Origin of the sequence: Rossellomorea vietnamensis (genome assembly GCF_025398035.1) — a bacterium.
GTDB classification, from domain to species: Bacteria; Bacillota; Bacilli; order Bacillales; family Bacillaceae_B; genus Rossellomorea; species Rossellomorea vietnamensis_B.
This window is the reverse complement of record NZ_CP104558.1, coordinates 1,347,679-1,370,482: the sequence shown is the minus strand read 5'-3', so window position 1 is coordinate 1,370,482 and position 22,804 is coordinate 1,347,679. Positions and strand designations below refer to the sequence as shown.

Genomic DNA, 22,804 nt, shown 5'->3' with positions numbered 1-22,804 from the left:
GCTTCAGACTGTAGACAAACCCCACCTTCACTTTAACCGAAGGTGGGGTTTTCTGATATTTTAAAAGATTTTTCTCCTGTTTCTAGGCTGGACATGGCCCTCGCCATGTCCAGTTTGCCAACTTCTTAAGATTCATGGCAGCGAATGTAAGCATCGCCTGCATTGAAACTTTTTTAAGACCTCTTAAGGTCGTCCAACGCATGCCATGCTTTTCTTTTGCGTCCGCAAAGACCCGTTCGATCGTTTCTTTGCGTTTCGCATATAGAGTTTTATTAAGTTCTGTATGTCTCAAATGTTCTACTTCATCTATGTAATCCTGCCACACATGTCGATGAATCATCTTGGTGTGATTCTTACTTTGTGTACAACGTTCTAACAGAGGACAGTCTTTACATTCCAAAGGATTTGAAGCGTATTGTTTGTACCCGTCTCTTGTGGTAGTACGGTAAGGTAAAATTTGTCCTTCGGGACAAAGATAGGAGTCAAAATATTCATCGTAAACGTATTCGTATTTCCTAAGATATCCGTCTTTCGTTCTCGGCCGTGTATAAGGCATAACGGGTCTGATTTCTTGGTCCATGAGGAATTTAGCGATGTGGGGTGTTTTATATCCTGCATCAACAGCGACAGAACTGGGCTTACCGACTTTATCCGTGACTTGAGTGACGAGCTTGTCCAACATCCGACTATCGTGAACATTTCCTCCCGTGACAAGAGATCCTAAGATAAAACCCCGGGAGTCGCTTGCCGTATGAAAAGAATACGCAAACAGCTTTTCGCGCTCATCTTTTACGTAATACCCACTTTCAGGGTCTGTCGTGCTGACCTTTATTTCTTTTGACTCTTCTTTATTCTGTGGGGGGAAGGGCTTTTTTCCGTGTTCCTCTCGGTCAATGTTGATCTCTTTATCCAGCTGATCCTGATACGTTCTAGTTTCGACTCGGGCTATTTTCTTTTCGAATTTCTTCTTATTCGCATTCGCTTTTACATGAGTAGAATCTATAAACGCAACGGATGGATCCACCAATCCTTTGGTCATCGCTTCTTTCAAAATGCGGTAGAAAATTTGTTCAAAGAGATCCGTATCGTGGAAGCGCCTAACGTAGTTTTTACCGAAGGTTGAAAAGTGAGGGATTTTCTCTTTGAACGAATACCCAATAAACCATCGATAAGCAACGTTGGTTTCGATTTCTTTGATGGTTTGACGCATGGAGCGTATGCCAAAGAGGTATTGGGTAAAGACCATTTTAATGAGAACAACGGGATCAATACCAGGCCGCCCATTGTCTAAACAATATTTATCTTCTACTAAGTCATAAATAAATTCAAAATCAATCGCTTGTTCAACTTTCCTAACTAGATGATCCTCAGGAACAAGTTCATCTAGCGCAACCATTTCAATTTGATTTCTTCCTTCTTTAGTGTGTTTTGATAACATTTTTATCCCCCACAAAAGCTTTATTCCTTTCTATTATACAAAAAAAGCTTGTAGACTTGGTCTAATTCTTAGACTTTGTCTACAAGCTGAAGCAGCTTATGGCTGCTTATTTTAATTTCAAAAAACAAACAATAGTTTCATAATCTATGAAAATGTAAAGCGTTTTCATAAAATGAGTATAATGTAAGCGGTTGCTAAAGTGCGATTACAGGGGTGTAAGGAAGAGAGTGCTGGAAAGAGAGTTTCTGCATTCAGTTCGTACTGATAAATCGAGAAAGGGGATGAACAAAATGGGACAAGCAGCATCAACACTTTCATATGAAAATGGGAAAACAAAAGAGGATGTGACAGATACGAAAGATCGTTCTCTCAAAATCTTTAATATGCCGATCCTTTGGTTCCTGGTCTTTGCAGGGATTACGCTGGTTAGCATGTACACGGGGAATCTGCCGGGAGGGATGATCGGAAGCCTTCTCGTCATGATGGTCCTTGGTGAATTATTTGGATGGGTGGGAGACCGTACCCCCATCGTGAAAACGTTCCTTGGGGGCGGGGCCATCATCGCGATTTTCGGCGCGGCCTATATGGTTTATGCAGGATTGCTTCCTGAAACCACAGTCACATCCATGACCGACTTTATGAAATCAGGTGGATTCTTGAATTTTTATATTGCGGCGTTAATTACCGGAAGTATATTGGGGATGAATTCGAAAGTGTTGGTGAAGGTGGGCCTTCGCTACTTTCTACCAATCTTCGGTGCAGTGGCGGGAGCGATCATTGTAGCGGGTATATTCGGATCTCTTGTCGGCTTTACCCTTAAAGAAGCGATTCTTGTCATTACCATGCCAATCATGGGTGGGGGAATGGGAGCCGGCGCAGTGCCGATGAGCCAGATCTATTCAGAAATGATGGGGAATGATCCGAGCTATTATATATCGATGCTTGTCCCGGCACTTGCGTTGGGAAATGTATTTGCCATCATTCTGGCATCGGTTCTTGATATTATCGGAAAAAAGGTCCCTTCCCTGAGTGGAAACGGCCAGCTCATGAAAGGCTTTACCTATGAGAAAACAAAGCAGAAATATCACATTGAGAAGATGGGGGTAGGCTTACTCGCTGCACTGACATTCTTTACGGTTGGGACCCTGCTGGGATCCATTCTTCCTCTTCATCCTTATGCAATCATGATCATCCTGGTGGCAGTGGCGAAGATTTCGAATATCATTCCTCAAAATGTAGTAGAGGGAGCGAGTCAGTGGTATCAATTTGTAGCGGGTAACTGGACCTTCGCTTTATTATTCGGGATCGGTGTTGCGTACACGGATTTGAATACGGTCCTTGAAGCTTTGACTCTTCAATATATCCTGACCGTACTCGGAGTGGTCCTGGGGGCGATCATCGGAGCTGCCATACTTGGGAAACTGGTTGGTTTTTATCCGATCGAAGCAGCCATCACCGCAGGACTGTGCATGGCGAATATGGGAGGAACAGGGGATGTTGCCGTGTTGTCAGCATCGAAACGAATGGAACTTATGCCATTCGCACAGATATCTTCACGACTGGGTGGCGCATTGATCCTGCTGTTAGCCGGATTAATTATCCCTCTCCTGTAAATATGGTACACTTAGGCTTGACTCTAGTAGTCAGGCCTATCTTTCATTTCAATAGATTGTGGTGACATAAATGGATGTAATATTGATTGTACTGCCTGCCTTACTGGTCTTTGCTGTTGGGTATATCGGGCAAAAGAAACTTGGCTTCGAAATCAACTCGATTTCGAAGATGGCCATCTACTTAATGTATCCTTTCCTGGCGTTCAAGACCTTTTACGAAAATGAACTGAATATGGACTATCTTTATATTTTTCTCTTTTGCCTAGCACTTTGTGTCATATTGATTCTTTCCGTTAAAATAGTGGCTGCGGTCAGGAATTACTCAAAACCGAAAGAATCAGCCATGATCCTTTCCGGGGTTTTCATGAATTCGGGTAATTACGGTGTACCCATCATTTTGTTCGGGTTTGGCGAACTCGGTTTTCGCTATGCCGTCATCATGATGGTGATTCAATCGTTCCTTATGAATACGATCGGATTATACTACGCCATTAGCGGGAGTGACAAAGCAAGGGGACCAAAGGAAATCTGGATAAAGATCGTCAAGATGCCGATTTTGTATGGTGCGTTTATCGGTCTTGCCTTTCAGGTACTGCACCTTCACGTTCCACTATTTCTGAATCAAACGATTGATTTGATTTCACAAGCAACGATCCCTACGATCATGGTGGTCCTCGGGATGCAGCTGGCCACTCTTGGCGGGAAGAAAGTGGAGAGAAGCGCATTATCCTTCATCGTGATCATGAGAATGGTCGCTTCGCCCATTCTGGCATTGGCGATCGTCTCCCTGCTGCCGATTTCATCGACACTCGGTTCGATCCTTATTATATTGGCAAGCATGCCGACTGCTGCCAATACGACGATGTTTTCACTGCAATTCAATACGGAACCTGATCTCGTCTCAGCAAGTACGCTGGTCACGACGCTTTTGAGTATCGTGACGATTCCGGTCATGTTGGCACTGGTTTCATAATGTAAAACCACTTGAGTGTTTTCGCTCAGGTGGTTTTTTTATGGAAGCTCATCTTTTGACAGATTATGAAGAATCCATTACTATTGTAAAATGAATTCCAACCAAATCAATAAGATTAAGGAGGATTTGTTATGGCTGAATATGTTCAACCAATTAATGAACAAAAAGGTCCCGAGAAAAAGAGTACCGAATTGAACTCACCACAGACGTCATTAGTGGCTAGTGGGATCATCGTGTCAGCGGTTCTTGGTCTCTACCTGCTCTTTACACAGGAAATCGCTCAAACCGTGCTTCTCGTTCTCGGACTTCTGTTAGGATATACATTATTTCATGCACGTTTCGGCTTCACTTCTGCCTTCCGCAGGGTGATGTCTGTAGGAAACGGCCAGGCGATGCGTGCCCATATGGTGATGCTCGCCGTTGCGGTTACCTTGTTTGCACCGATTCTTGCTACAGGGTACACCTTTTTTGGAGGGGAAGCGACAGGCTATGTGTCACCAGTCGGTGTCAGCCTGATTGTTGGTGCCTTTCTGTTCGGAATCGGGATGCAGCTGGGGGGAGGATGTGCTTCCGGAACCCTTTATGCGATTGGCGGAGGGCGTTCCGTCATGTTCATCACGCTATTATTCTTTATTGTAGGTGCAACCGTCGGAGCGGCTCATCTTCCATTTTGGACAGAGGAGCTACCTTCCTTTAAGCCGATCTCGCTGGCCACGTCTACAGGACTGGGTTATTTCGGCGCGTGGGTCGTTTCCATGTTATTCTTCGCATTCGTTGCATGGGTCACCCTTCGGATTGAAAAAAAGAAGAATCCTCCGCGCATGGCAGTTCTTCCATCTGCTAAAGGGTGGAAGCGGATCTTCCGTGGATCCTGGCCACTTATCGCAGCTGCCATCGTTCTTGCCGTATTGAATGCCCTCACGCTCATGACGAGGGGAAATCCATGGGGAATTACTTCTGCCTTTGCGTTATGGGGATCAAAGGTTGCCGGAATGTTCGGTGTAGATGTTGCCAGCTGGGGCTATTGGTCGGGAGCCAATGCAGAGGCCCTTCAAGCGTCAATCTTTGCTGATTCTACAACCGTTTTGAATTTCGGCGTCATTCTTGGAGCGTTCCTGGCCTCAGCATCCGGAGGTTTGTTCCGCTTCAATAAGATCACTGGTAAAAATGCCATTGCATCGGTCATTGGCGGACTGTTGATGGGATATGGTGCCCGCTTGGCATTTGGATGTAACATCGGCGCTTACTTCGGAGGAATTGCTTCCTTCAGCCTTCACGGTTACATCTGGGGAGTGCTGGCCCTTGCCGGCACATTCCTTGCACTCTATCTTCGTCCTCTGTTCGGCTTGTCCGTTCCTAAACCGAAGGATACGTTCTGTTAATGGAAAGCGTGGGAATTTCTTGTTCCCACGCTTTTTTATTAGAGATACCGTAATTCCTGTCTCAGGTAAGCACCCCGATCTTCAATGAACTGAAGGATGAAGGAAGGTTCCCGGTCATACAATTCAATCTCTTTCTGATAATGGGGGTCCATCAAAATATAGGGTCTCAGGGAAGAATGTAAACTCATCACTTTGTCTTCAAGGTGTGCCACATTGAACGTCGTATCGAGGATCTCCTCCAATATATCCTTATATCTTTTTCGATAGCCCGATCGTTTCATCAGTTGTGTGGTCAGTCTGTTTTTCGTTTTCCCCGTTATCGGTACATAATCCCATTCCATGATGTCCCCGTTCACCCGTCTTCCAAACGTAGCGTCGTAATCCCATGGTATGATGGAAAATTGTTGGTCTTTCCGGATCAGATACAAAGCGTAGTTATGGGTGAATCCATCATTATTCATTGTACAGACAGCCCCGGCAAGCCACCTCAAGTAGTTTTCAATGTGTAAGAGCCGGGGGATTTCATGTTGGAAGGTTGAAGGTGAATTGATACTCTTGATGAAGTGGATGAGAGTATGATCGTCTTCCATATGTCCGAGTTTTCGCTGGTATCCTGATGTCAGGCCCCGTTTTCCCTTTAGTGAGAAATCAGCTTTGTCGCTGACAGCATAATAAATCGTTCCATGGGGAAGGTTTCTCTTTTTCAGGTACATCTCATCCACCGATTCCAACTGAAGGTATAAACCAAGAGGCTCTCCTTCCAGGGTAACGAATACATGCTCACTATCCGGTGTGTGGATACCCAGTTCCCGCATGAAATCGAGGGAGAGTTTATTCCGGAAATGGGAGGGGTCAAGGGACTCTGCGTTCAGGTGCAGTTCTGATGATTCATCCGGGCCGGGTTCTGTGGCAAATTCTATATGATAGGACTTTTTTTTCAATCCCCGTGTATAGGATCCCCTGTACCGGATATGGATGTCATGGACGGCCTCTTCTATTTTTAATTTAGCCGGGACAGGCGTGTTGCTCCATACATCACGTTCCAGTTCCCGTAAATCAGCATGATCAAATTGGAGGTCAAATGAGGGTAGGGATGGAGTCATGTTCATTATTCTCCTCTCATCTTAAAGATGTAATAGTATATTGGCGGGTTTCAAAGTTTGACACGACGTCAGAAAAAAGCAGTCATGAAATGGAGGTTCCATTTCATGACTGCTTTACTCTTCCCCGTAATAGATGACCATTTGGCAGACAGCTTCCTGATTCGACTCATTGGCGTATTCATGACCGGAGTCTGCGGCAAATCGAATCGAACTTCCTGCCGTCAATTCATACTTTTCCTCTGCAATCTTCAGGGTGATCTCTCCTGAAAGGACTGTGATGTATTCTTCCACACCCTTCGTATGTCCTTCATTCCGATAAGTGCAACCCGGTTTCATTTCCACCCGATAGCTTTCCCATTTCTTTAAGGGGTCAAAAGGGAAGATGGGATACACAATGTAGTTGCCGTCATCTTCAAGCACAGGCTGGACGTCTTCATAATGAATGATGGACACCTGGCTGCTCGGCTTCTCAATGAGGGAAGAAAAGGATACCTTCAAGCCATTGGCAATCTTCCACAGAATGGCGACGGTAGGGTTCGAATCACCCCGTTCAATTTGACCGATCATTGCCTTGCTGACCCCTGTCCGTTCAGCCATTTGTTCAAGGCTGAATCCCCGTTCTCTCCGGATCTTTCTGATATTCTCACCAATTTGTATCGGGAAATTTTCCATGCTAAAACTCCTCTTGTGTATTATAACGTCTATATGTATAATATAATAAATTATCAAAAAATTTAAATAGTGGATAACACTTATTATAAAGGATGTGAATGGATGGAAGCACTTCTTTCTACGAAAAAAGTAAGTGACTTTCGCTATGGCCTGCAGGGTGGCATCAGCATTGCCATTGGATATATGCCTGTGGCCCTGACGTTTGGCCTGTTGGCACGCACAACCGGGCTTACAGTGACGGAGACGATCCTGATGAGCATGCTCGTGTTCGCAGGGGCTGCTCAATATATATCCTTGAGTCTGATTGCGGTGGGTACGGGAATGATTGAAATCATTCTCACAACGTTCATTGTAAACATCCGTCACTTTCTGATGTCTGCTTCGTTAAGTGAGAAGCTTGAAGAAGACCGTTTGTTTAAAAAGCTTTTTTATGCGTTTGGCATCACGGATGAGACCTTTACGGTCATCAGTGTCAAAGAGGGGAAAGTACGGACGGGGTTTGCCGTTGGCGTTATGCTCATTTCATACGGCAGTTGGGTCGTTAATTCCGGAGTGGGATATTTTATCGGAGAGATTCTCCCCGAATTTCTTCAGGCCAGTATGACCATTGCTTTGTATGCCATGTTTGTCGGACTTCTCGTTCCTTCTATGAAAAAGAGCGTCAAGGTTACATTTTTAGCCGTGGTCGCAGGGGCTCTGAATAGTACCCTCCTGTTCACCACAAATCTTTCAAACGGCTGGTCGATTGTCGCCGCCACACTTGTTTCTGCCGTGATCGTAGAGGCAGTCGTCATGCTGAAAGGAAGGGGGAAAACCATATGAATCCTTCCATTGTGTGGATGATCATTGGAATGGCTGTAGTGACCTACATACCCAGAATGCTCCCTTTCCTCGTATTTAAGGGAAAGGAACTTCCACCTTTTTTTCAAGGAGTGCTGAAGAATGTCCCTTTTGCTGTCTTGGGAGCGTTGATTTTCCCGAGTATTCTTCTCATACAGGAAGGGAACCTCCTGTTTGGGGCAGTGGGGACGGTTGCTGCCTTTGCCATTGCGTTTTTGGGTGCCAACGTGATCCTTGTGGTGATCGGGGCGATCTCCGTTTTGTCTTTGTATTCGGTCTTCTTCATGTAGAAGGCTGTTGGTCACGATTCCAATCGTGGCTTTTTTTTATGGAACATGGACGTCGTCTTTTGGAGAATGCTATATAAATTTGAAAAATGACAGATGAAAATTTATCCTGGCAGATATAATGATGATATGGCAGGTGAAATCAAAATGCCGCACGTAAATCACCAGAATGGCAGATTAACGTTTTCCCCCTGCATGAACCGAACCATTTCTCCCCCCGTCCGTGTTTAGGTTCTAAAACTTTGGACAGGGTATTACATATAGTAGTGAAGACGAAGGGAGGAAGTATGTTGGCTAGAAAATGGGCGCTAAGATCAATACTGGCTTACTTGCTATTAGGCTTATTTTTATATGTGTACTTATTTTTCCTGGCGGATTCCACTTTACCTGAAACGTATAAGGGAAGCAGTGCGGACCCGGCCACTTTTATGAATAATAAAGAAATTCTGTTGAGTGAGGACTTTTCCAAAATCAAGAATCTTTTGTTTTTCTTATCCACTCCGTATGAATGGTTATTCTATTTCCTGATCCTGATTTTCGGAGTATCCCGTGTGTTTGAAAAATGGGCGAGGGGGACGGTGAAGAATGGGTTCCTTCAAACGGCCATTTTCTTATTCTGGTTATCGATTTCTTCTTTTGTGGCTATTTTCCCTTTGCAGTACATTTCATATAAGATTTCAAAAAGCTACCACATCTCCACTCAGACGTTTTCCATGTGGATGAAGGACGAAATCACGGATTTCTGGGTGAATTATCTGCTCATGTTCATCATCGTCTCGGTCCTGTATGCCTTGATGAAACGCTTTAAACAGCGCTGGTGGCTTGCGGCCTGGGCTTTGTCTGTGCCATTCACGATTTTCATGATGTTTGTTCAGCCTGTACTGATAGATCCCCTCTACAATGATTTCTATCCATTGAAGGATAAGGCGTTGGAAGAGCAGATCCTCTCACTTGCCGACAGGGCGGATATCCCTGCAGATCACGTGTTTGAAGTCGATATGTCAGAGAAGACCAATTCCCTTAACGCATATGTCACCGGGGTAGGGTCCAATTCAAGGATCGTCTTATGGGATACGACCCTCGAAAAGCTGACAGACAAGGAAATCCTCTTCGTCATGGCCCACGAAATGGCTCATTACGTGGAAAAGCATATCTATATCGGAATCGGGATCTATCTCGTTCTGTCCTTCTTCGGACTATTCCTGACCGCTAAGCTGATGAGGGGGATTGTGGCGAACCACAGTGATGATCTGAAAGTATCGAAAGTCTCGAACTTGAGCTCACTTCCACTGTTCTTAATGATTACATCCATGCTGTTGTTTACGATCAGCCCACTCAGCAACTGGATATCAAGGTACCAGGAAACGAGGGCGGACCGCTACGCCATTGAAATGACCGGTGATAAGGAGTCGGCCATCTCGTCCTTCCAGAAGTTATCGAAGGTGGGGTTATCCCAAGTGAATCCTCCTCTGTTGGTGAAGATCTTCCGTTACGGACATCCTACAATGCTTGAACGCCTGTCGATGCTTGAGGAATATGAAGCGGAGAAGAAAAAAGAGTAAAGAGAAAAAACCGAGTCAAAGTTAAATTGACTTGGTTTTTTATTTTTGAATGAACGTCGTAAAATATGTAACCAGCTATAACTTGAAAATAGAAAGTTACATAAATTATTTTATCTAAATTATAACTTTTATGGTAAAATAAGTAATGTTACTTAAAGTTGGATGGAGAGGTGGTAGGGGATGGAAGGAATCATAAACCAAAAACTGTTGTTGTACTTTAGTAAGATTGCTTTTACTATGTTGGTGTTAGTGGGATTGCCATTTTGGAGTTATCTCGAAACTGGCCGCCCAATGATGGAATGGTCATTAATCATTGGAATATTGATCACTTTGATCATCATTTATGCTTACGGTGGTGGTTATCGGTATCAAAGGATCCAACACATGTTAAAAGGGAAAAAGAAGAAGAGATTCTATCACTCGATATCATTTTGGACAGCCTTAATTTACACTGTAGTCGTATTCTATTTAACGATAAAAGTTTATGGGGACATTTTCCATTGAAATCTTGAAGGCATAAAGAAAAAGGCCTGGTCACCCACTAGGCCTTTTCTCTTTTGCTGATAACCAGGTTTTTCGCTTTTTCCGTCATATAGGCGAAGATCACATCTTTGTGGTGCAGGTTGGAGTTGGTTAGCTGCGTTTCCAGCCATTCCTTCGATTTTCCCAGGAGCTTCAAATTCCTGGTTTGGATTTTTCCGTCCACTATGACTGAAATCGGCAGGCCTTCATCGTCGATCTTCAACTTGAGATGTTCCACTGTAACCGGCGTATTTTCCACCTTGGGTATAATACTCACTTCACCGATGGGCTCAAGCATGGCGTAGTCCACATCTGAAATCTTCGGGTACCCTTGAGATCTTAGGATGGATGATAATTGAATAAGTGAGATTTTTGATTTCTCCAGATTATCCTCCAATATCTCCCCGTTTTTAATTAACAAGGTCGGCTCTCCCAGGAAGAACCGGTTTCCCCATTGACTTAACGTCAGGAATGAAAACAGCACATGGAGCCCGACAAGAAAGACGAGGGCTGTGATGGTCGGCCAGAATTTGGTTGAAATCAATGGCTCAGAGGCAATGGTCCCGACGATGATGATGGCCACCAGGTCATAAGGGGTCATCTGGACGATTGTAGACTTACCCATCAGCCTCATAGCCGCTATGGTGATCAGGTAGAGGACCAGAACTTTTATCAATAGGATCATGATGATTCGCTCCATCGTGTATAGATTCTCCATTAGGATTAGCCAATGGGGAGGAAGTCATGCACGTGAGGGACCAAAGGCCCGTCCGATAAAAAGGGAATGGCTGACTCGGAAGGTGGAGTCAGCCATTTATGATTATCCGTAACTTACGTTCAATTCATTTAATTCCTTTGATAATTTCATGAACAGTGCTTTATCCTTAGTATCCAGGGCGGCATCAATGTCAATTAAGAGCTTGGATTTCTGTGTCATTAAGATGCTTTCATGCAGGACCATATCGATATAAATTTCCATTACGCTTCTTTCAGCGGCTTTCTTCCGGGTCATGGCAGCGGCTTTCATCATTTCTGTATAGGACTTTTTGCTTTCCATATACGTCACCCCTGAATTCTTTTTATTAGTATATGGGGTAAGTAGTAAAAATTCAACCAAAAAATTAAATATTCTGATAATTTTTTATTCATAGAACAGTGGAAGGGAATAAATATCAGAATTTTTAAAAATATGAGAGACAACCCTCGAAATTTGTGGTATTATTTTGGTGAAAAATGTAAATGGAGGCGATGAAATGAGAGAAAAATCTCGAATTATAGAAGAATATGAAGTGAATCCCCATACGATGATCCTTCAGCCTATGGAATATGGCGCCAGGACATTTACGAAAATAATAGAGGTGGATGACGTATTGATTTCTCCGTTCAAACCCTTTGATATCCTCAAGAAAAGTTGTGAATTCTTTGGCTGTTCTTATGAAGGCAGGAAAGAAGGTACGAAGAAACTTACGGGTATCATCTACAAAGCCCCCATCATGGTCAACCCTGATATGTCCATTTATCTATTCCCGACATCATCTCCAGTAAAGCAGGAATGTGCATGGATTTCCCACTCCCATGTCCGGGGATACGAACGGTTGACAAATGGATCAACACGAATCTTCTTACAAAACAATGAATCCTGCACGGTGCCCATTTCTTACAGTTCTTTTGAAAACCAAATGCTCCGCACCTCAGATCTGCGCATTGCCTATACACAGCGGATCGCCAAAATGGAAAGTAAATATAATACGAAGGTCCAGAGTGAAATGAATAATGTAAAAACGTTCTATTTGAATCGACATATACACAAAACCGATGCGTGAGCCACTGTCACGCTTCTTTTGTTGTATCTGCCTTTGTTTCCGTGAAACGGCGGAACAGATAATGTCTCATTAAATCCTCCACCCGGTTCCGGAGGCGTGGATTGAAGTAATTATGATGCTCTTCATATCCCTTATACAAAAACATGTACATCGTGAAAGCATCATCCGATTGAATCCGCTCCACCTTCATCTTATTCGTCCTCATATACTTTTTAACGTGGGCCAGTTCTCCCTGAATGACCTTCATCGTCTCCTCGATCATCTCTAAATACGGTCTCTTTAATTTAAACGGGCTGCTGTCGACGACTTGCAGGTCGCGATTCAATATCGTCAGCACCATGGGCAGATAGATGGCCTGCTCCAAAATATTCCGATCGGTCTCCGGTATCCTTGTCATATGAAAAGACTCCTTTTCACTTTGGTATAGAACATATGTTCGTATTTCATATTTTACGTTGATTTCAATTTACTTTCAATAGGGAAAATTGTAGAATTTGAATTTGTTTCTATTATGAAGGGGATCGCAGGTTTTTATCCGTGAAGGGATTCGTATTTTCAATGTCGAAAGGATAAAGGGGACAGAATGAAAGGAAGGTGCCGTAAGATGAATAAAAGCATGACCATAAAAGACCTTTATGAAATAAAGGCTGTATCGGATCCAAGGCTCTCACCGGGTGGAGATGAAGCTGTATTTGTTCAAACGGTGATGTGTGAAGAAAAAGATGAATATTTCTCAACCTTACATAGTATCGACCTAAAAGAAAAATCCATTCGTCAATGGACGTTTGGGGAACAGCGAATTTCGTCACCAAGATGGTCACCTGATGGAAAAAGGATTGCTTTCATCTCCAACCGGTCCGGTGTGAATCAGCTCTATCTCATCCGACGGGATGGAGGGGAAGCAGAGCAGGTCACGGACTGTCGGACTTCGGTCTCGAATCCTGTGTGGTCCCCATGCGGTGAAAAGATTGCCTTATCCATTCGCTTAGAAAAATGCGGAACGTTCGATCACAAAGAAGAAAAAGAGGGAAAATTAAAACCTTTTGCTACAACAAGCATGAAATATAAAAGTGATGATCGCGGCTTCCATGATGATTCATATTCACAGATGGCATATGTGAATGTAGATACGAAGGAAATGAAAAGGCTCACGGATGATGAACATGACTACACGCTTCATTCATGGTCCCCGGATGGAAAGTACCTTGCCGTATCGACAGACAGGAAAGAAGACAGGGACTTTTCATTTCAGTCCGATTTATATCTTTTTCACCTTGGCACTAAAGAGATGAAACAAGTGAACGGAGAGCAGGGATACTACGGGGAAGCAAGCTGGTCCCCGGATAGCACGCGCCTCGCCTATATTGGTCATAATCGTGAATTTGAAAACGCCACACATAATAAGATATATATTCACGAACTTGAGACAGGATACTCCGTTTGCCTCACTGAAGGAATGGATGTGCCGGTAGGGGATTACCTTAACAGCGACAGCATCCAGGGCTCGTCACGTACGGGGATACAGTGGTCTAAGGACAATGAAAGTTTTTACTTTCTGGCATCGGACTCGGGGAATACGGTCCTCTATTATGCTCACATCGAGGGGGCCATTTATCCTGCACTCTTACAGGAAGAGCAGCATGTCTACGGCTTCGACCTGGATTCGGACCGCCAAACCATCCTATTGGCCATGAGCAGACCGACAGAACCAGGGGAATTGTATACACTGCATGTCCCAACCGGAGAACTCACCCCCATCACCCGTTTAAACGGGGATCTGCTTGCCGCGAGGGAACTGTCCTCTCCGGAATCGTTCATGTACAACGGGGCAAAAGATTGGCCGGTCCAAGGCTGGATCATGAAACCTGCGGGGTTTGAGGAAGGAAAGAAGTATCCCCTTATTGTCGAAATTCATGGCGGTCCTCATACGATGTACGGAAACACATTCTTTCATGAGTTCCAGGTCCTCACAAACTCAGGCTATGCTGTCTTATACGTCAATCCCCGTGGAAGTCACGGCTACGGTCAGGAGTTCGTCGATGCCGTAAGGGGTGATTATGGCGGCGGGGATTACGAAGATATCATGAAGGCAGTGGATTACGCACTGAAGGAATTTCCGTTCATCGATGAATCCCGCCTTGGCGTGACCGGTGGAAGCTATGGTGGCTTCATGACCAACTGGATCATCGGTCACAGCGACAGGTTCAAAGCAGCTGTGACCCAGCGATCGATCAGTAACTGGATCAGCTTTTATGGAGTAAGTGATATCGGATACTATTTCTCCGAGTGGCAGATCCAAAGCGACCTTGGGGACGTTGAAACTCTGTGGAAGCACTCTCCTCTCGCCTATGTGAAGGAAATGGACACTCCTCTATTGATCCTTCACAGCGAAAAGGATTACCGCTGTCCGATCGAGCAGGCAGAACAGTTATTCATCGCATTAAAACGGGAGAATAAAGAGGCGAAGTTCGTCCGCTTCCCGGAATCCAACCACAATCTCTCCCGGACAGGAAAGCCATCCATGCGGGAAGCCCGTTTGCAGGAAATCGTCGACTGGTTCGGGGAGCATTTATAGAGTTTGGGAGAACTGTCATTCCGGTGGGGATGGCAGTTTTTTCGAGGGAATCGGAGGAGGGAGAGGGGGAATGGCCACTCCTGAAAAAATTACCGTTCCGCATGAGGTTTACAATCCCCCGCTTTAGGAAAACGTGTATTAATAAAAACGACACGTCAAATTGCAATATGGAAATCCTGTTCCGGTGTGATATGATGAGAGAGTAAGAAGTGAAGGCGAAGTTCATGGTCGTTTAAGGGGAAACATATAATATGAATATCAATACGATAAAAAATTGGTTTACGCTTGAAAATATGATGGATTTGATTCAGCAATATCGTTCATTTGGACCGATTCCCGGAATCCTCCTCCCGTTACTTGAGGCATTTCTTCCATTCCTGCCCCTGGTTGTATTTGTGACGGCCAATGCAAATGCATTCGGTTTATGGTGGGGCTTTTTGTTCTCATGGATCGGTGCTACGCTTGGTGCCCTGATCGTCTTTCTATTGGTAAGGAGATATGGGGAGACAAGGGTCTTTCGCTTCTTGAGGAAGAATAAGCAAGTGAATCGATTGACAAAATGGGTAGACAGGCATGGGTTTGGACCGCTGTTCATCCTCTTGTGTTTCCCGTTTACTCCGTCTGCGGTTGTAAATGTGGTGGCAGGGTTATCCTCCATCAGCATCGCTCAATATATGCTGGCAGTGGTAACGGGGAAAATGGTGATGATATTCACCATAAGTTTTATAGGATATGATATTATATCATTAGTTAAACAACCAATTCGTACTGTAATCGTTGTGGCTATTATTTTTGTGTTATGGTTTGTCGGAAAAAGAATTGAGATACATCTGAATAAGAAAATGGAATTAGACCAACGAATCGAACGGAAAAAGCAGGAGGAATCAAATTGAGAGAAGAGGTAAAAAGAGAAGGACTTGAATGGATCAAAGCCTTGGGAATTGGATTAATCATATTCATCATCATTCGAACCTTTCTCTTCTCCAACTATGTGGTGGAAGGCGAATCGATGATGCCGACACTGCAGGATGGAAATAAACTGGTTGTCAATAAAATCGGCTATCATATAGGAGAACTGGACCGCTTTGATGTAGTGGTGTTCCATGCAAATGAAAAAGAAGATTATGTGAAGAGGATCATTGGTTTGCCTGGTGATAAAATCGTATACAAAGATGACAAACTTTATGTGAATGGGGAGTACTATCCAGAACCCTATTTAGAAAAATTCAAGCAGGAGTACATCGGCAGTAAGCTGACGGGTGACTTTACCCTGCAGGAAATCACAGGTGAAAAAACAGTTCCTAAAGGTAAGATCTTCGTTCTCGGGGACAATCGCCGGGGAAGTATGGATAGCCGCTATTTCGGATTTGTGGACCGTGAGCAGATTGTCGGGAAAGTGGACCTTCGCTATTGGCCGATCAATGAATGGGATGTACAGTTTAGAAAATAGAACGGAAAAGAAGGCGCCTCATGATGGGGACGCCTTCTTTTTTGCCGATTATGTACTAGTTATCCACCTTTGCCATAAATATGATAGAATAATAAGAAAATTCGTTCGTTTTGAGGGTGGTTATGTGACAGCGGAAATTCCAATTATTGAAACCAAATTTGTGCCGCCTGTTGTCAAGGATTCCTACATTAGGCGTCCAAGCTTAATGAAAAAGATGAGAACGGTTACAGATTACAAATTAGTGATCGTCCATTCGGGAGCAGGCTATGGGAAAAGTACGGCCATCAGCCAATTCTTACAGGATGTACAACCAGAATATTGCTGGTACTCCATCACACAGACCGATGATGGACTGATCCCTTTTGTCACCAATATCGTCTATGGAATCCAAAAGCAGATCCCACATTTTGGAGAAGAACTAAGAGAGATGCTCCGGTCTATGGGACAATATATGAAGGAAGATGATATCCACCGGTTAAGTGCCCTGTTTATTAACGAATGCATGAAAATCCCCCGCTCCTTCACCATCATTGTAGATGACTATCATCTTGTGGATCATTCCTTTCTCATCAATCAATGGATGGAGAAAGTCATCGAACATTTACCCGGAAATATTCATTTCTTTCTTTCTACACGCACCAAACCTGCCTGGTCCTCATTTATTCAGCTTAAGATATCCGGTCAACTGATGGAGATATCAGAAAGTGATTTGTGCCTCAGGAAAGAAGAGGTGGAGCTACTATTAACGGGGTTTCATGAAACCCTCATCCCTGAATCCCAGCTCGATGCCATTTATGATTTGACCGAAGGCTGGGTCATCGCAGTCAGTATGATCCACTCGCAGCTTAAGGAAAATCCGGATATCCTTACGGTGGAAAAGCAGCATTCCTCCCTGGAAGAACTCTTTCATTACCTGGCCCAGGAAGTGCTCTCCAAGCAAACACCAATCGTGCAACAATTCCTTAAGCAGATTTCGATCCTGGATGAAATCAACGGAAATACATGCGAAGTGATCTTTGACCTGCCGGGATCCGAACAGATGCTGAAGCAGCTATCCGAAAAGAATGCTCTCCTACAGGAAATGAAAGGCTCTCATCACTTTCGTCTGCATGCCTTGTTCCAAACATTTTTAGAACGAAGATTGAAAGAAGAAAGCCCAGGGCTCTATAAGGAACTTCATTTGAAGTGCGCCCGATTCTTTGAAGGGATCGGGAAATGGGAGAAAGCCATCTTCCATTATTTGAAAATGGGGAATATCGAGGCAGTGTCCACGATCCTCGCCAAAGAAGCTGAAGGGATGATGAAGGGCGGGCAGCTCGAAACATTGGGGGATTATTTAAAAGGCATCCCGGATCATGTAAAGGATCAACATCATTCCCTGTGGTTTTATCAAGGTGAATTCTTTCGCTATCGTTCATTTTATGAAAAAGCAGAAAAAGCTTATACGAGGGGAGTAGAGCTGACATATAATGATCCGATTATGTTGAGTAAAGCATATGAAGGAATCGGAAGGATTTATTTAGATACGATTCAACCGGGAAAAGCGCAGCGGTTTTTACTTAAGGCCATTGAATGCCTTGAAGCCGGGGAGCAGGAATATGTAGAAGAAAAGAATCACCTGTACGTGTTAACAGCCGAGAACCTTGTAAACTCAGGAAAGGCGATACAGGCAAAGCTTTGGTATGACAAAGGAAAAAGGAACGGATTCATGAAAGAAGAAGGCAATCTCGAAGCAAGGATGCTGCTCAGGACTGGCAAGCTTCAAGAAGCCAAGCAGGTCCTGCTATACAAAGAAGGGGAAGATCAGCTACCGCAATCACACCGTGAGAAAGAATTGTTGCTTTCCCTCATTCAATCGTTCATGGGGAACGGGAATGAAGCCAAATCATTGGCACAGCATGGAATCAGTCAGGGAATAAAAGGGAAATCCCCGTTTGTGGAAGCCTGCGGGTGGATCAGGATGGGACATGCGGTTCAGCTGATCAGCGACTATGATACATCCCTGGCGAAAAACTGTTATGAAACCTCGCTAGAATTAATGAGTCAAATCAATGTCTCCAGGGGAAAAGCAGAACCGTTTATGGGATTGAGCATTCTTTATGCCCGGATGGGTGAGTTTCAAAGGGCGGAGGAACTGGCAGAAGAAGCGCTGCATGAAACGGAAAAGGTAGAGGACATGTGGCTGTATTCCCTTATCCTGCTCAGTATGGGGATCACGGGTTTCTACCGTGAAGAATGGGGAGAAGCAAGAACATGCTTTGACCGGGCGGAGAGACAATTTGATTCCTGCGGTGACCGATACGGCAAAACGATGACAAAGCTGTGGAAAAGCGCAGTCGCTTATAAAACCGATGATACTGCTTTGTTTATGGAGAGCATGACCTCCTGTTTGAATGAAGTACAGACAGGGGAATATGAATTCATCTTTTTTAAGCCGACGACATTCGGGCCAAAGGACCTGCAAAGCCTGGTTCCGTTAATCGTGAAAGCTTATCAGGCAGGAATCCATGCTCCGTACTGTCATCAACTGCTAACGAGATTGGGGTATGATTCGATCCCATCTCACCCGGGATATTCCATAAAGGTTCAAACCCTTGGCCGATTTGAAATCCAGTTAGGGGATCAGAGGGTCATGGAGAAGCAATGGCAAAGGGAGAAGGCAAAGGAATTATTTCAATATCTGCTGATCCATGGAAAGCAATTAAAGAGGAAGGAAGAAATCATCGAAGAGCTGTGGCCGGAGGGGAGTGGTTCCGACCGTGATTTCAAAGTGGCACTCAATGCCTTGAACAATGTATTGGAGCCGAATCGACAAGCAAGGGGAAAAGCTTTCTTCATCGGGAGGCATCAGGAAGGCTACGGACTGAATCCATCAGCAAATATCGAATACGATGCCGAACAATTTACGGGTTGGATCATGGAAGGGTTAAAGGAGAATGATGTAGAAAAGTCCATACAATATCTTGAAAGGGGCTTTCACTACTATAAAGGTGAGTTCCTGCCCGACCGAAAAGGCATGTGGTGGACGGGTAAGGAAAGGGAGAGGCTGCAGCTGCTGTACTTGAGGGGAATGGAAAAACGGGCACAGCTTGCTGTCAGGGCGGAAAAGGTAGACGAAGCTCTCGATTACTGCTTCTCCATCATCGACCATGATCCTCTCTGGGAGGAAGCTTACAGAATTCTCATGTACGGCTACTACCAAAAAAATAACCGATCGCAGGCCGTTAAATGGTTCAGACGGTGCAAATCCCTCCTTCAGTCTGAACTTGGTGTCGAACCGATGACGGCGACCGTTCAAATGTATGAAATGGTGGTGGGGCCAGAGAGTGGCGGAAAAGCACTTTAAATAGAAAAAGGATCCGGTCGGTTTGCGATCGGATCCTTTTTTTGGTGCGTTGCGAGACATGTATCACCCTGTCTCCCTTATGTTCCCCGCATCGAGTTCCATCCTCTTAAGGAAAGCATCTACAAATTCCTTGTCCCACTGTGTCCCCCTGCCTTCTTTCAAGATGGAGAATGCCTTCTCATAAGGCATCCCTTTACGGTAAGGACGGTCAGACGTCATGGCGTCAAAGGCATCTGCGACAGCGATCAATCGTCCGAATACGGGTATTTCGTCGCCTTTTAACCGGTCAGGATAACCGAAGCCATCGATCCTCTCGTGGTGATGCCTAATCCCGGGTAAGATGGGCAGGAGTTCTTCCGTCAACTGAACCCCTTTGACGATTTCTTCACCGATTGCAGGGTGCCGTTTGATCTGATCAAATTCTTCATCGGTCAATCGACCTTCTTTTAAAAGCACGTCATCCCTGATCCCGATCTTTCCGATGTCATGAAGCAGTGCCGACTTATTGAGTAAATCGATTTCCTCCAGAGACCATTTACACTGTCTGGCAATCAGAACGGAATATTCCGCCACACGCTTACTATGCCCTGCAGTGTAAGGATCACGTGCGTCCAAAGTGCCTGCCACCACTGCAAAAAATTGGTCTAGAAGCAGCTGGTTCTTCTGGTCACGGAGATTGATGGCTTCCACCATGTGGTTAAATCCTGAAAAGAGGTGGGAGAACTCGTCCGTATACGTATTGAGAGAGGGTGCAACATGCCCCTGTTCCACCTTTTCAAAACGGTTGACCAATTCCATTACGGGTCCTTCAATATTTTTGAAAATAAGGATCGCCCCGTAGAAGGCAAGGACCGTAATGATGAGGACAAGGATGCCTGCCCATTTCCAGTAGTCCACTAAAAGAGTAGAGTCCGCGATGGATAAGCGGATCTGAGACGCGAGTGAAAACAGCAGGATCGGAAACAGGGCAAGGAATAACGATGCGGCCAGTATCTTTTGTTTTAAACTGATAAATAAAGTGGACTGGTTGGAAGGATCGACCCCATACCATGTCCTCGACTTCCGGATCAAATCTACTTGCAGATGGTGACAAGCTTTGAATGTTAAGAAAAATTCGATCAACGCATGAAGGATCGCCACTAGAAAAGCCCCGAACCATGCGTAAAGGATATACGAGTACGGAATGGAAAGGGTGCCTTCATGGATGAATACGACTGTCAGCAAAGTCGACGGTACTGAAAGCCCCAGGAAGTGGGGCAACAGGATCCGTTTAACGGTTAAAAGCGGAAATCTTTCTGCTTGATTATAAGCGGTAACGAGGACTTCCAAATCGATGGAAGGGTCTTTCCTGATATAAACATCTTTCATTGGACGAATATGCTTCCTATAGACGAGAAATTCAAATCCGAACATTGTGACAATCGAGAGGAAGATGATGCTGCCCATTGAAATGAATTCATCCTCCTTAAGGGAAAGGGTTTGAAATATGAACACAGAGCCGACACCGAACACGGCTATGAAACTGCCTAAAAGATAATTTTTGATGATGGTACGCTGAAATTGCTGAAATATCTCCAAGGATGAATCCTCCAATTTCACTAACATTTAGTAGATTCATTATATAGGAAAAAGGGCTGGGGGAACATGGTGATTTTATAGATTTAGAGTAAGAAATCGAATCCTTTTGCATAGTAAGTGACAGTGAAGTCGGGAGTAAGTCAGCTGTTTCATCAAATGAACCATGAGGAATCGATGGAAATCCAGCCGAAATGGGGAAGAATCCAGCCAATTATCGCGATAATCCAGCCGAAAACGTCTAGGAACCAGCCGTTCTCGTGGAGAATCCAGCCAGCATCCGAATGAATTCAGCCTTTTACCTTTTTTATCCAAAAATTTTATCCCGCCAAACCCTGTAACTCATTTGTAACTCCCCTCCCCTAAGATGAAATCAAAGCTATTATCGCTTTAGTTCAATCTTAAGGGGGAAAAAGAATGAATCGATCATTTAGATGGACGGCTTTCATCCTGATGTTGTCATGTCTGTTGGTTACGGCGAGTGCCTGCAGTTCGGAAAGCAGCAGTGGATCAGGGGACGGGGAAGGGAAGGACCAGGAAACGGTGAAAATCGGGGTGCTTGCTTCCCTGACCGGGGCACTGGAGTCATACGGTAAGCAGACGAAGCAGGGATTTGAATTGGGTCTTGAGTATGCGACGGATGGAAAGATGGAAGTGGCAGGAAAGAAAATAGAAGTAGTCTATGAAGATACCGAAACAAAGCCCGAGGTAGCGGTTCAGAAAGCGACGAAATTATTAGAAGAGGATGAAGTCGATTTCCTGGTGGGGTCTTCAAGCTCAGGTGACACCCTGGCCGTGCTCCCTCTTGCAGAGGAGTATGAAAAAATCATGATTGTCGAACCTGCAGTTGCGGACAGCATCACAGGATCAGAGTTTAATCCATATATCTTCCGGACCGCACGGAACTCTTCACAGGATGCTGTTGCAGGTGCTGCGGCGATCGCGAAGGATGGGGTGAAGATTGCCACTCTGGCACCGGATTACTCTTTTGGACGCGACGGGGTGGCAGCTTTTAAGGAAGCAGCCGAAAAACTCGGAGCAGACATCGTCCTTGAAGAATATGCCGACCCGGCAGCGACGGATTTTACCTCCAACATCCAGAAGGTCATCGATAGTAAACCGGATTATCTTTTTGTCATCTGGGCAGGGGCCAATTCTCCCTGGAATCAGATAGCGGATATGAAGCTTCAGGAAAAAGGGATCAAAATATCCACGGGAGCACCTGATATCGCGGCACTTTCTGCTATGGAACCCCTTGTCGGGATGGAAGGATTCAGTGTTTATTACCATGAGCTGCCTGACAATGAGATCAATGACTGGTTAGTGGAAGAGCATCAGAAGAAATATGATGAAGTACCGGATCTCTTTACTCCTGGCGGTATGAGTTCGGCGATTTCCATTGTCGAGGCGATCAAGAAAACGGAAGGTGATCTGGATGCCGATACACTTATCGACACGATGGAAGGCATGAGCTTTGAGACGCCGAAAGGGACGATGACGTTCCGTGAAGAAGATCATCAGGCCCTTCAAACACTGTACGCCATTAAGCTTGAAAAGAAGGAAGGAGTTCCATATCCTGTACCGGTATTGATCAGGGAACTTTCTCCTGAAGAAACCGCGCCGCCAATCCGTAACTAAATTGA

General features: G+C 44.8%; 20 protein-coding genes. 13 read left to right on the top strand and 7 right to left on the bottom strand.

Annotation, left to right across the window (positions count from 1 at the left end):
- Window positions 1-82: 82 nt before the first annotated feature.
- Window positions 83-1,438 (bottom strand): IS1182 family transposase, encoded by a 1,356-nt coding sequence (locus N5C46_RS07020; RefSeq protein WP_261748840.1) that lies wholly within the window; start codon window positions 1,436-1,438, stop codon window positions 83-85.
- Between the two features lie 290 nt (window positions 1,439-1,728).
- On the opposite strand from N5C46_RS07020, the gene N5C46_RS07015 reads away from it, so the two are divergent.
- The 3 genes from N5C46_RS07015 (at window position 1,729) to N5C46_RS07005 (ending at window position 5,406) form a co-directional block, all read left to right on the top strand.
- Window positions 1,729-3,051 (top strand): 2-hydroxycarboxylate transporter family protein, encoded by a 1,323-nt coding sequence (locus N5C46_RS07015; RefSeq protein ID WP_261751462.1) that lies wholly within the window; start codon window positions 1,729-1,731, stop codon window positions 3,049-3,051.
- 70 nt (window positions 3,052-3,121) lie between these two features.
- Window positions 3,122-4,024: an AEC family transporter gene (locus tag N5C46_RS07010; RefSeq protein WP_261751461.1), complete on the top strand. Its 903-nt coding sequence runs from the start codon at window positions 3,122-3,124 to the stop codon at window positions 4,022-4,024.
- Between the two features lie 131 nt (window positions 4,025-4,155).
- The gene (locus N5C46_RS07005) at window positions 4,156-5,406 is read left to right on the top strand and encodes a YeeE/YedE family protein (RefSeq protein ID WP_261751460.1); all 1,251 of its coding nucleotides are present in this window, start codon (window positions 4,156-4,158) and stop codon (window positions 5,404-5,406) included.
- A gap of 38 nt (window positions 5,407-5,444) precedes the next feature.
- Here the strand turns inward: N5C46_RS07005 and N5C46_RS07000 are convergent, their stop codons facing one another.
- Both N5C46_RS07000 and N5C46_RS06995 read right to left on the bottom strand, forming a co-directional pair.
- The gene (locus N5C46_RS07000; protein ID WP_261751459.1) at window positions 5,445-6,509 is read right to left on the bottom strand and encodes a CotH kinase family protein; all 1,065 of its coding nucleotides are present in this window, start codon (window positions 6,507-6,509) and stop codon (window positions 5,445-5,447) included.
- Between the two features lie 114 nt (window positions 6,510-6,623).
- Window positions 6,624-7,181 (bottom strand): helix-turn-helix domain-containing protein, encoded by a 558-nt coding sequence (locus N5C46_RS06995; RefSeq protein ID WP_261751458.1) that lies wholly within the window; start codon window positions 7,179-7,181, stop codon window positions 6,624-6,626.
- A 102-nt stretch (window positions 7,182-7,283) separates the two neighbouring features.
- On the opposite strand from N5C46_RS06995, the gene N5C46_RS06990 reads away from it, so the two are divergent.
- The 4 genes from N5C46_RS06990 to N5C46_RS06975 all read left to right on the top strand — a co-directional run bounded on the left by N5C46_RS06990 (window position 7,284) and on the right by N5C46_RS06975 (window position 10,374).
- Entirely contained in the window at window positions 7,284-8,003 is a 720-nt protein-coding gene (locus N5C46_RS06990; protein WP_261751457.1) for an AzlC family ABC transporter permease, read from the top strand.
- On the top strand, window positions 8,000-8,311 hold the full coding sequence (locus N5C46_RS06985) for an AzlD domain-containing protein (RefSeq protein WP_261751456.1): 312 nt from the start codon (window positions 8,000-8,002) through the stop codon (window positions 8,309-8,311). The genes N5C46_RS06990 and N5C46_RS06985 overlap by 4 nt, the downstream gene beginning before the upstream one ends.
- A 287-nt stretch (window positions 8,312-8,598) precedes the next feature.
- The gene (locus tag N5C46_RS06980) at window positions 8,599-9,870 is read left to right on the top strand and encodes a M48 family metallopeptidase (protein WP_224520508.1); all 1,272 of its coding nucleotides are present in this window, start codon (window positions 8,599-8,601) and stop codon (window positions 9,868-9,870) included.
- 180 nt (window positions 9,871-10,050) lie between these two features.
- Window positions 10,051-10,374, top strand: a complete 324-nt coding sequence (locus tag N5C46_RS06975; RefSeq protein ID WP_261751455.1) for a hypothetical protein — start codon at window positions 10,051-10,053, stop codon at window positions 10,372-10,374.
- Window positions 10,375-10,411: 37 nt separating this feature from the next.
- Here N5C46_RS06975 and N5C46_RS06970 read toward each other — a convergent pair whose 3' ends face one another.
- Together N5C46_RS06970 and N5C46_RS06965 are read right to left on the bottom strand one after the other, a co-directional pair.
- Window positions 10,412-11,092 (bottom strand): DUF421 domain-containing protein, encoded by a 681-nt coding sequence (locus tag N5C46_RS06970; RefSeq protein ID WP_261751454.1) that lies wholly within the window; start codon window positions 11,090-11,092, stop codon window positions 10,412-10,414.
- 120 nt (window positions 11,093-11,212) lie between these two features.
- Window positions 11,213-11,449 (bottom strand): IDEAL domain-containing protein, encoded by a 237-nt coding sequence (locus tag N5C46_RS06965; RefSeq protein WP_034763355.1) that lies wholly within the window; start codon window positions 11,447-11,449, stop codon window positions 11,213-11,215.
- A 196-nt stretch (window positions 11,450-11,645) separates the two neighbouring features.
- Between N5C46_RS06965 and N5C46_RS06960 the strand changes: the two genes are divergently transcribed.
- Window positions 11,646-12,215 (top strand): competence protein ComK, encoded by a 570-nt coding sequence (locus N5C46_RS06960; RefSeq protein ID WP_261751453.1) that lies wholly within the window; start codon window positions 11,646-11,648, stop codon window positions 12,213-12,215.
- A gap of 7 nt (window positions 12,216-12,222) precedes the next feature.
- Here N5C46_RS06960 and N5C46_RS06955 read toward each other — a convergent pair whose 3' ends face one another.
- On the bottom strand, window positions 12,223-12,612 hold the full coding sequence (locus tag N5C46_RS06955; RefSeq protein WP_261751452.1) for a YhjD family protein: 390 nt from the start codon (window positions 12,610-12,612) through the stop codon (window positions 12,223-12,225).
- A gap of 207 nt (window positions 12,613-12,819) precedes the next feature.
- On the opposite strand from N5C46_RS06955, the gene N5C46_RS06950 reads away from it, so the two are divergent.
- The 4 genes from N5C46_RS06950 (at window position 12,820) to N5C46_RS06935 (ending at window position 19,586) form a co-directional block, all read left to right on the top strand.
- Window positions 12,820-14,790, top strand: coding sequence for a S9 family peptidase (locus N5C46_RS06950; protein WP_261751451.1), 1,971 nt, complete (start codon window positions 12,820-12,822; stop codon window positions 14,788-14,790).
- Between the two features lie 251 nt (window positions 14,791-15,041).
- Entirely contained in the window at window positions 15,042-15,683 is a 642-nt protein-coding gene (locus N5C46_RS06945) for a TVP38/TMEM64 family protein (protein ID WP_261751450.1), read from the top strand.
- Window positions 15,680-16,240 carry a signal peptidase I gene (gene lepB / locus N5C46_RS06940; protein ID WP_098441092.1) on the top strand — a complete coding sequence of 187 codons (561 nt, stop codon included), beginning with the start codon at window positions 15,680-15,682 and terminating at the stop codon, window positions 16,238-16,240. The genes N5C46_RS06945 and lepB overlap by 4 nt, the downstream gene beginning before the upstream one ends.
- A 205-nt stretch (window positions 16,241-16,445) precedes the next feature.
- Window positions 16,446-19,586: an AfsR/SARP family transcriptional regulator gene (locus tag N5C46_RS06935; RefSeq protein WP_261751449.1), complete on the top strand. Its 3,141-nt coding sequence runs from the start codon at window positions 16,446-16,448 to the stop codon at window positions 19,584-19,586.
- Between the two features lie 63 nt (window positions 19,587-19,649).
- Here N5C46_RS06935 and N5C46_RS06930 read toward each other — a convergent pair whose 3' ends face one another.
- Window positions 19,650-21,164, bottom strand: a complete 1,515-nt coding sequence (locus N5C46_RS06930; RefSeq protein WP_261751448.1) for an HD-GYP domain-containing protein — start codon at window positions 21,162-21,164, stop codon at window positions 19,650-19,652.
- Window positions 21,165-21,614: 450 nt separating this feature from the next.
- On the opposite strand from N5C46_RS06930, the gene N5C46_RS06925 reads away from it, so the two are divergent.
- Window positions 21,615-22,799, top strand: coding sequence for a substrate-binding domain-containing protein (locus N5C46_RS06925; RefSeq protein WP_406688022.1), 1,185 nt, complete (start codon window positions 21,615-21,617; stop codon window positions 22,797-22,799).
- Window positions 22,800-22,804 lie beyond the last annotated feature (5 nt).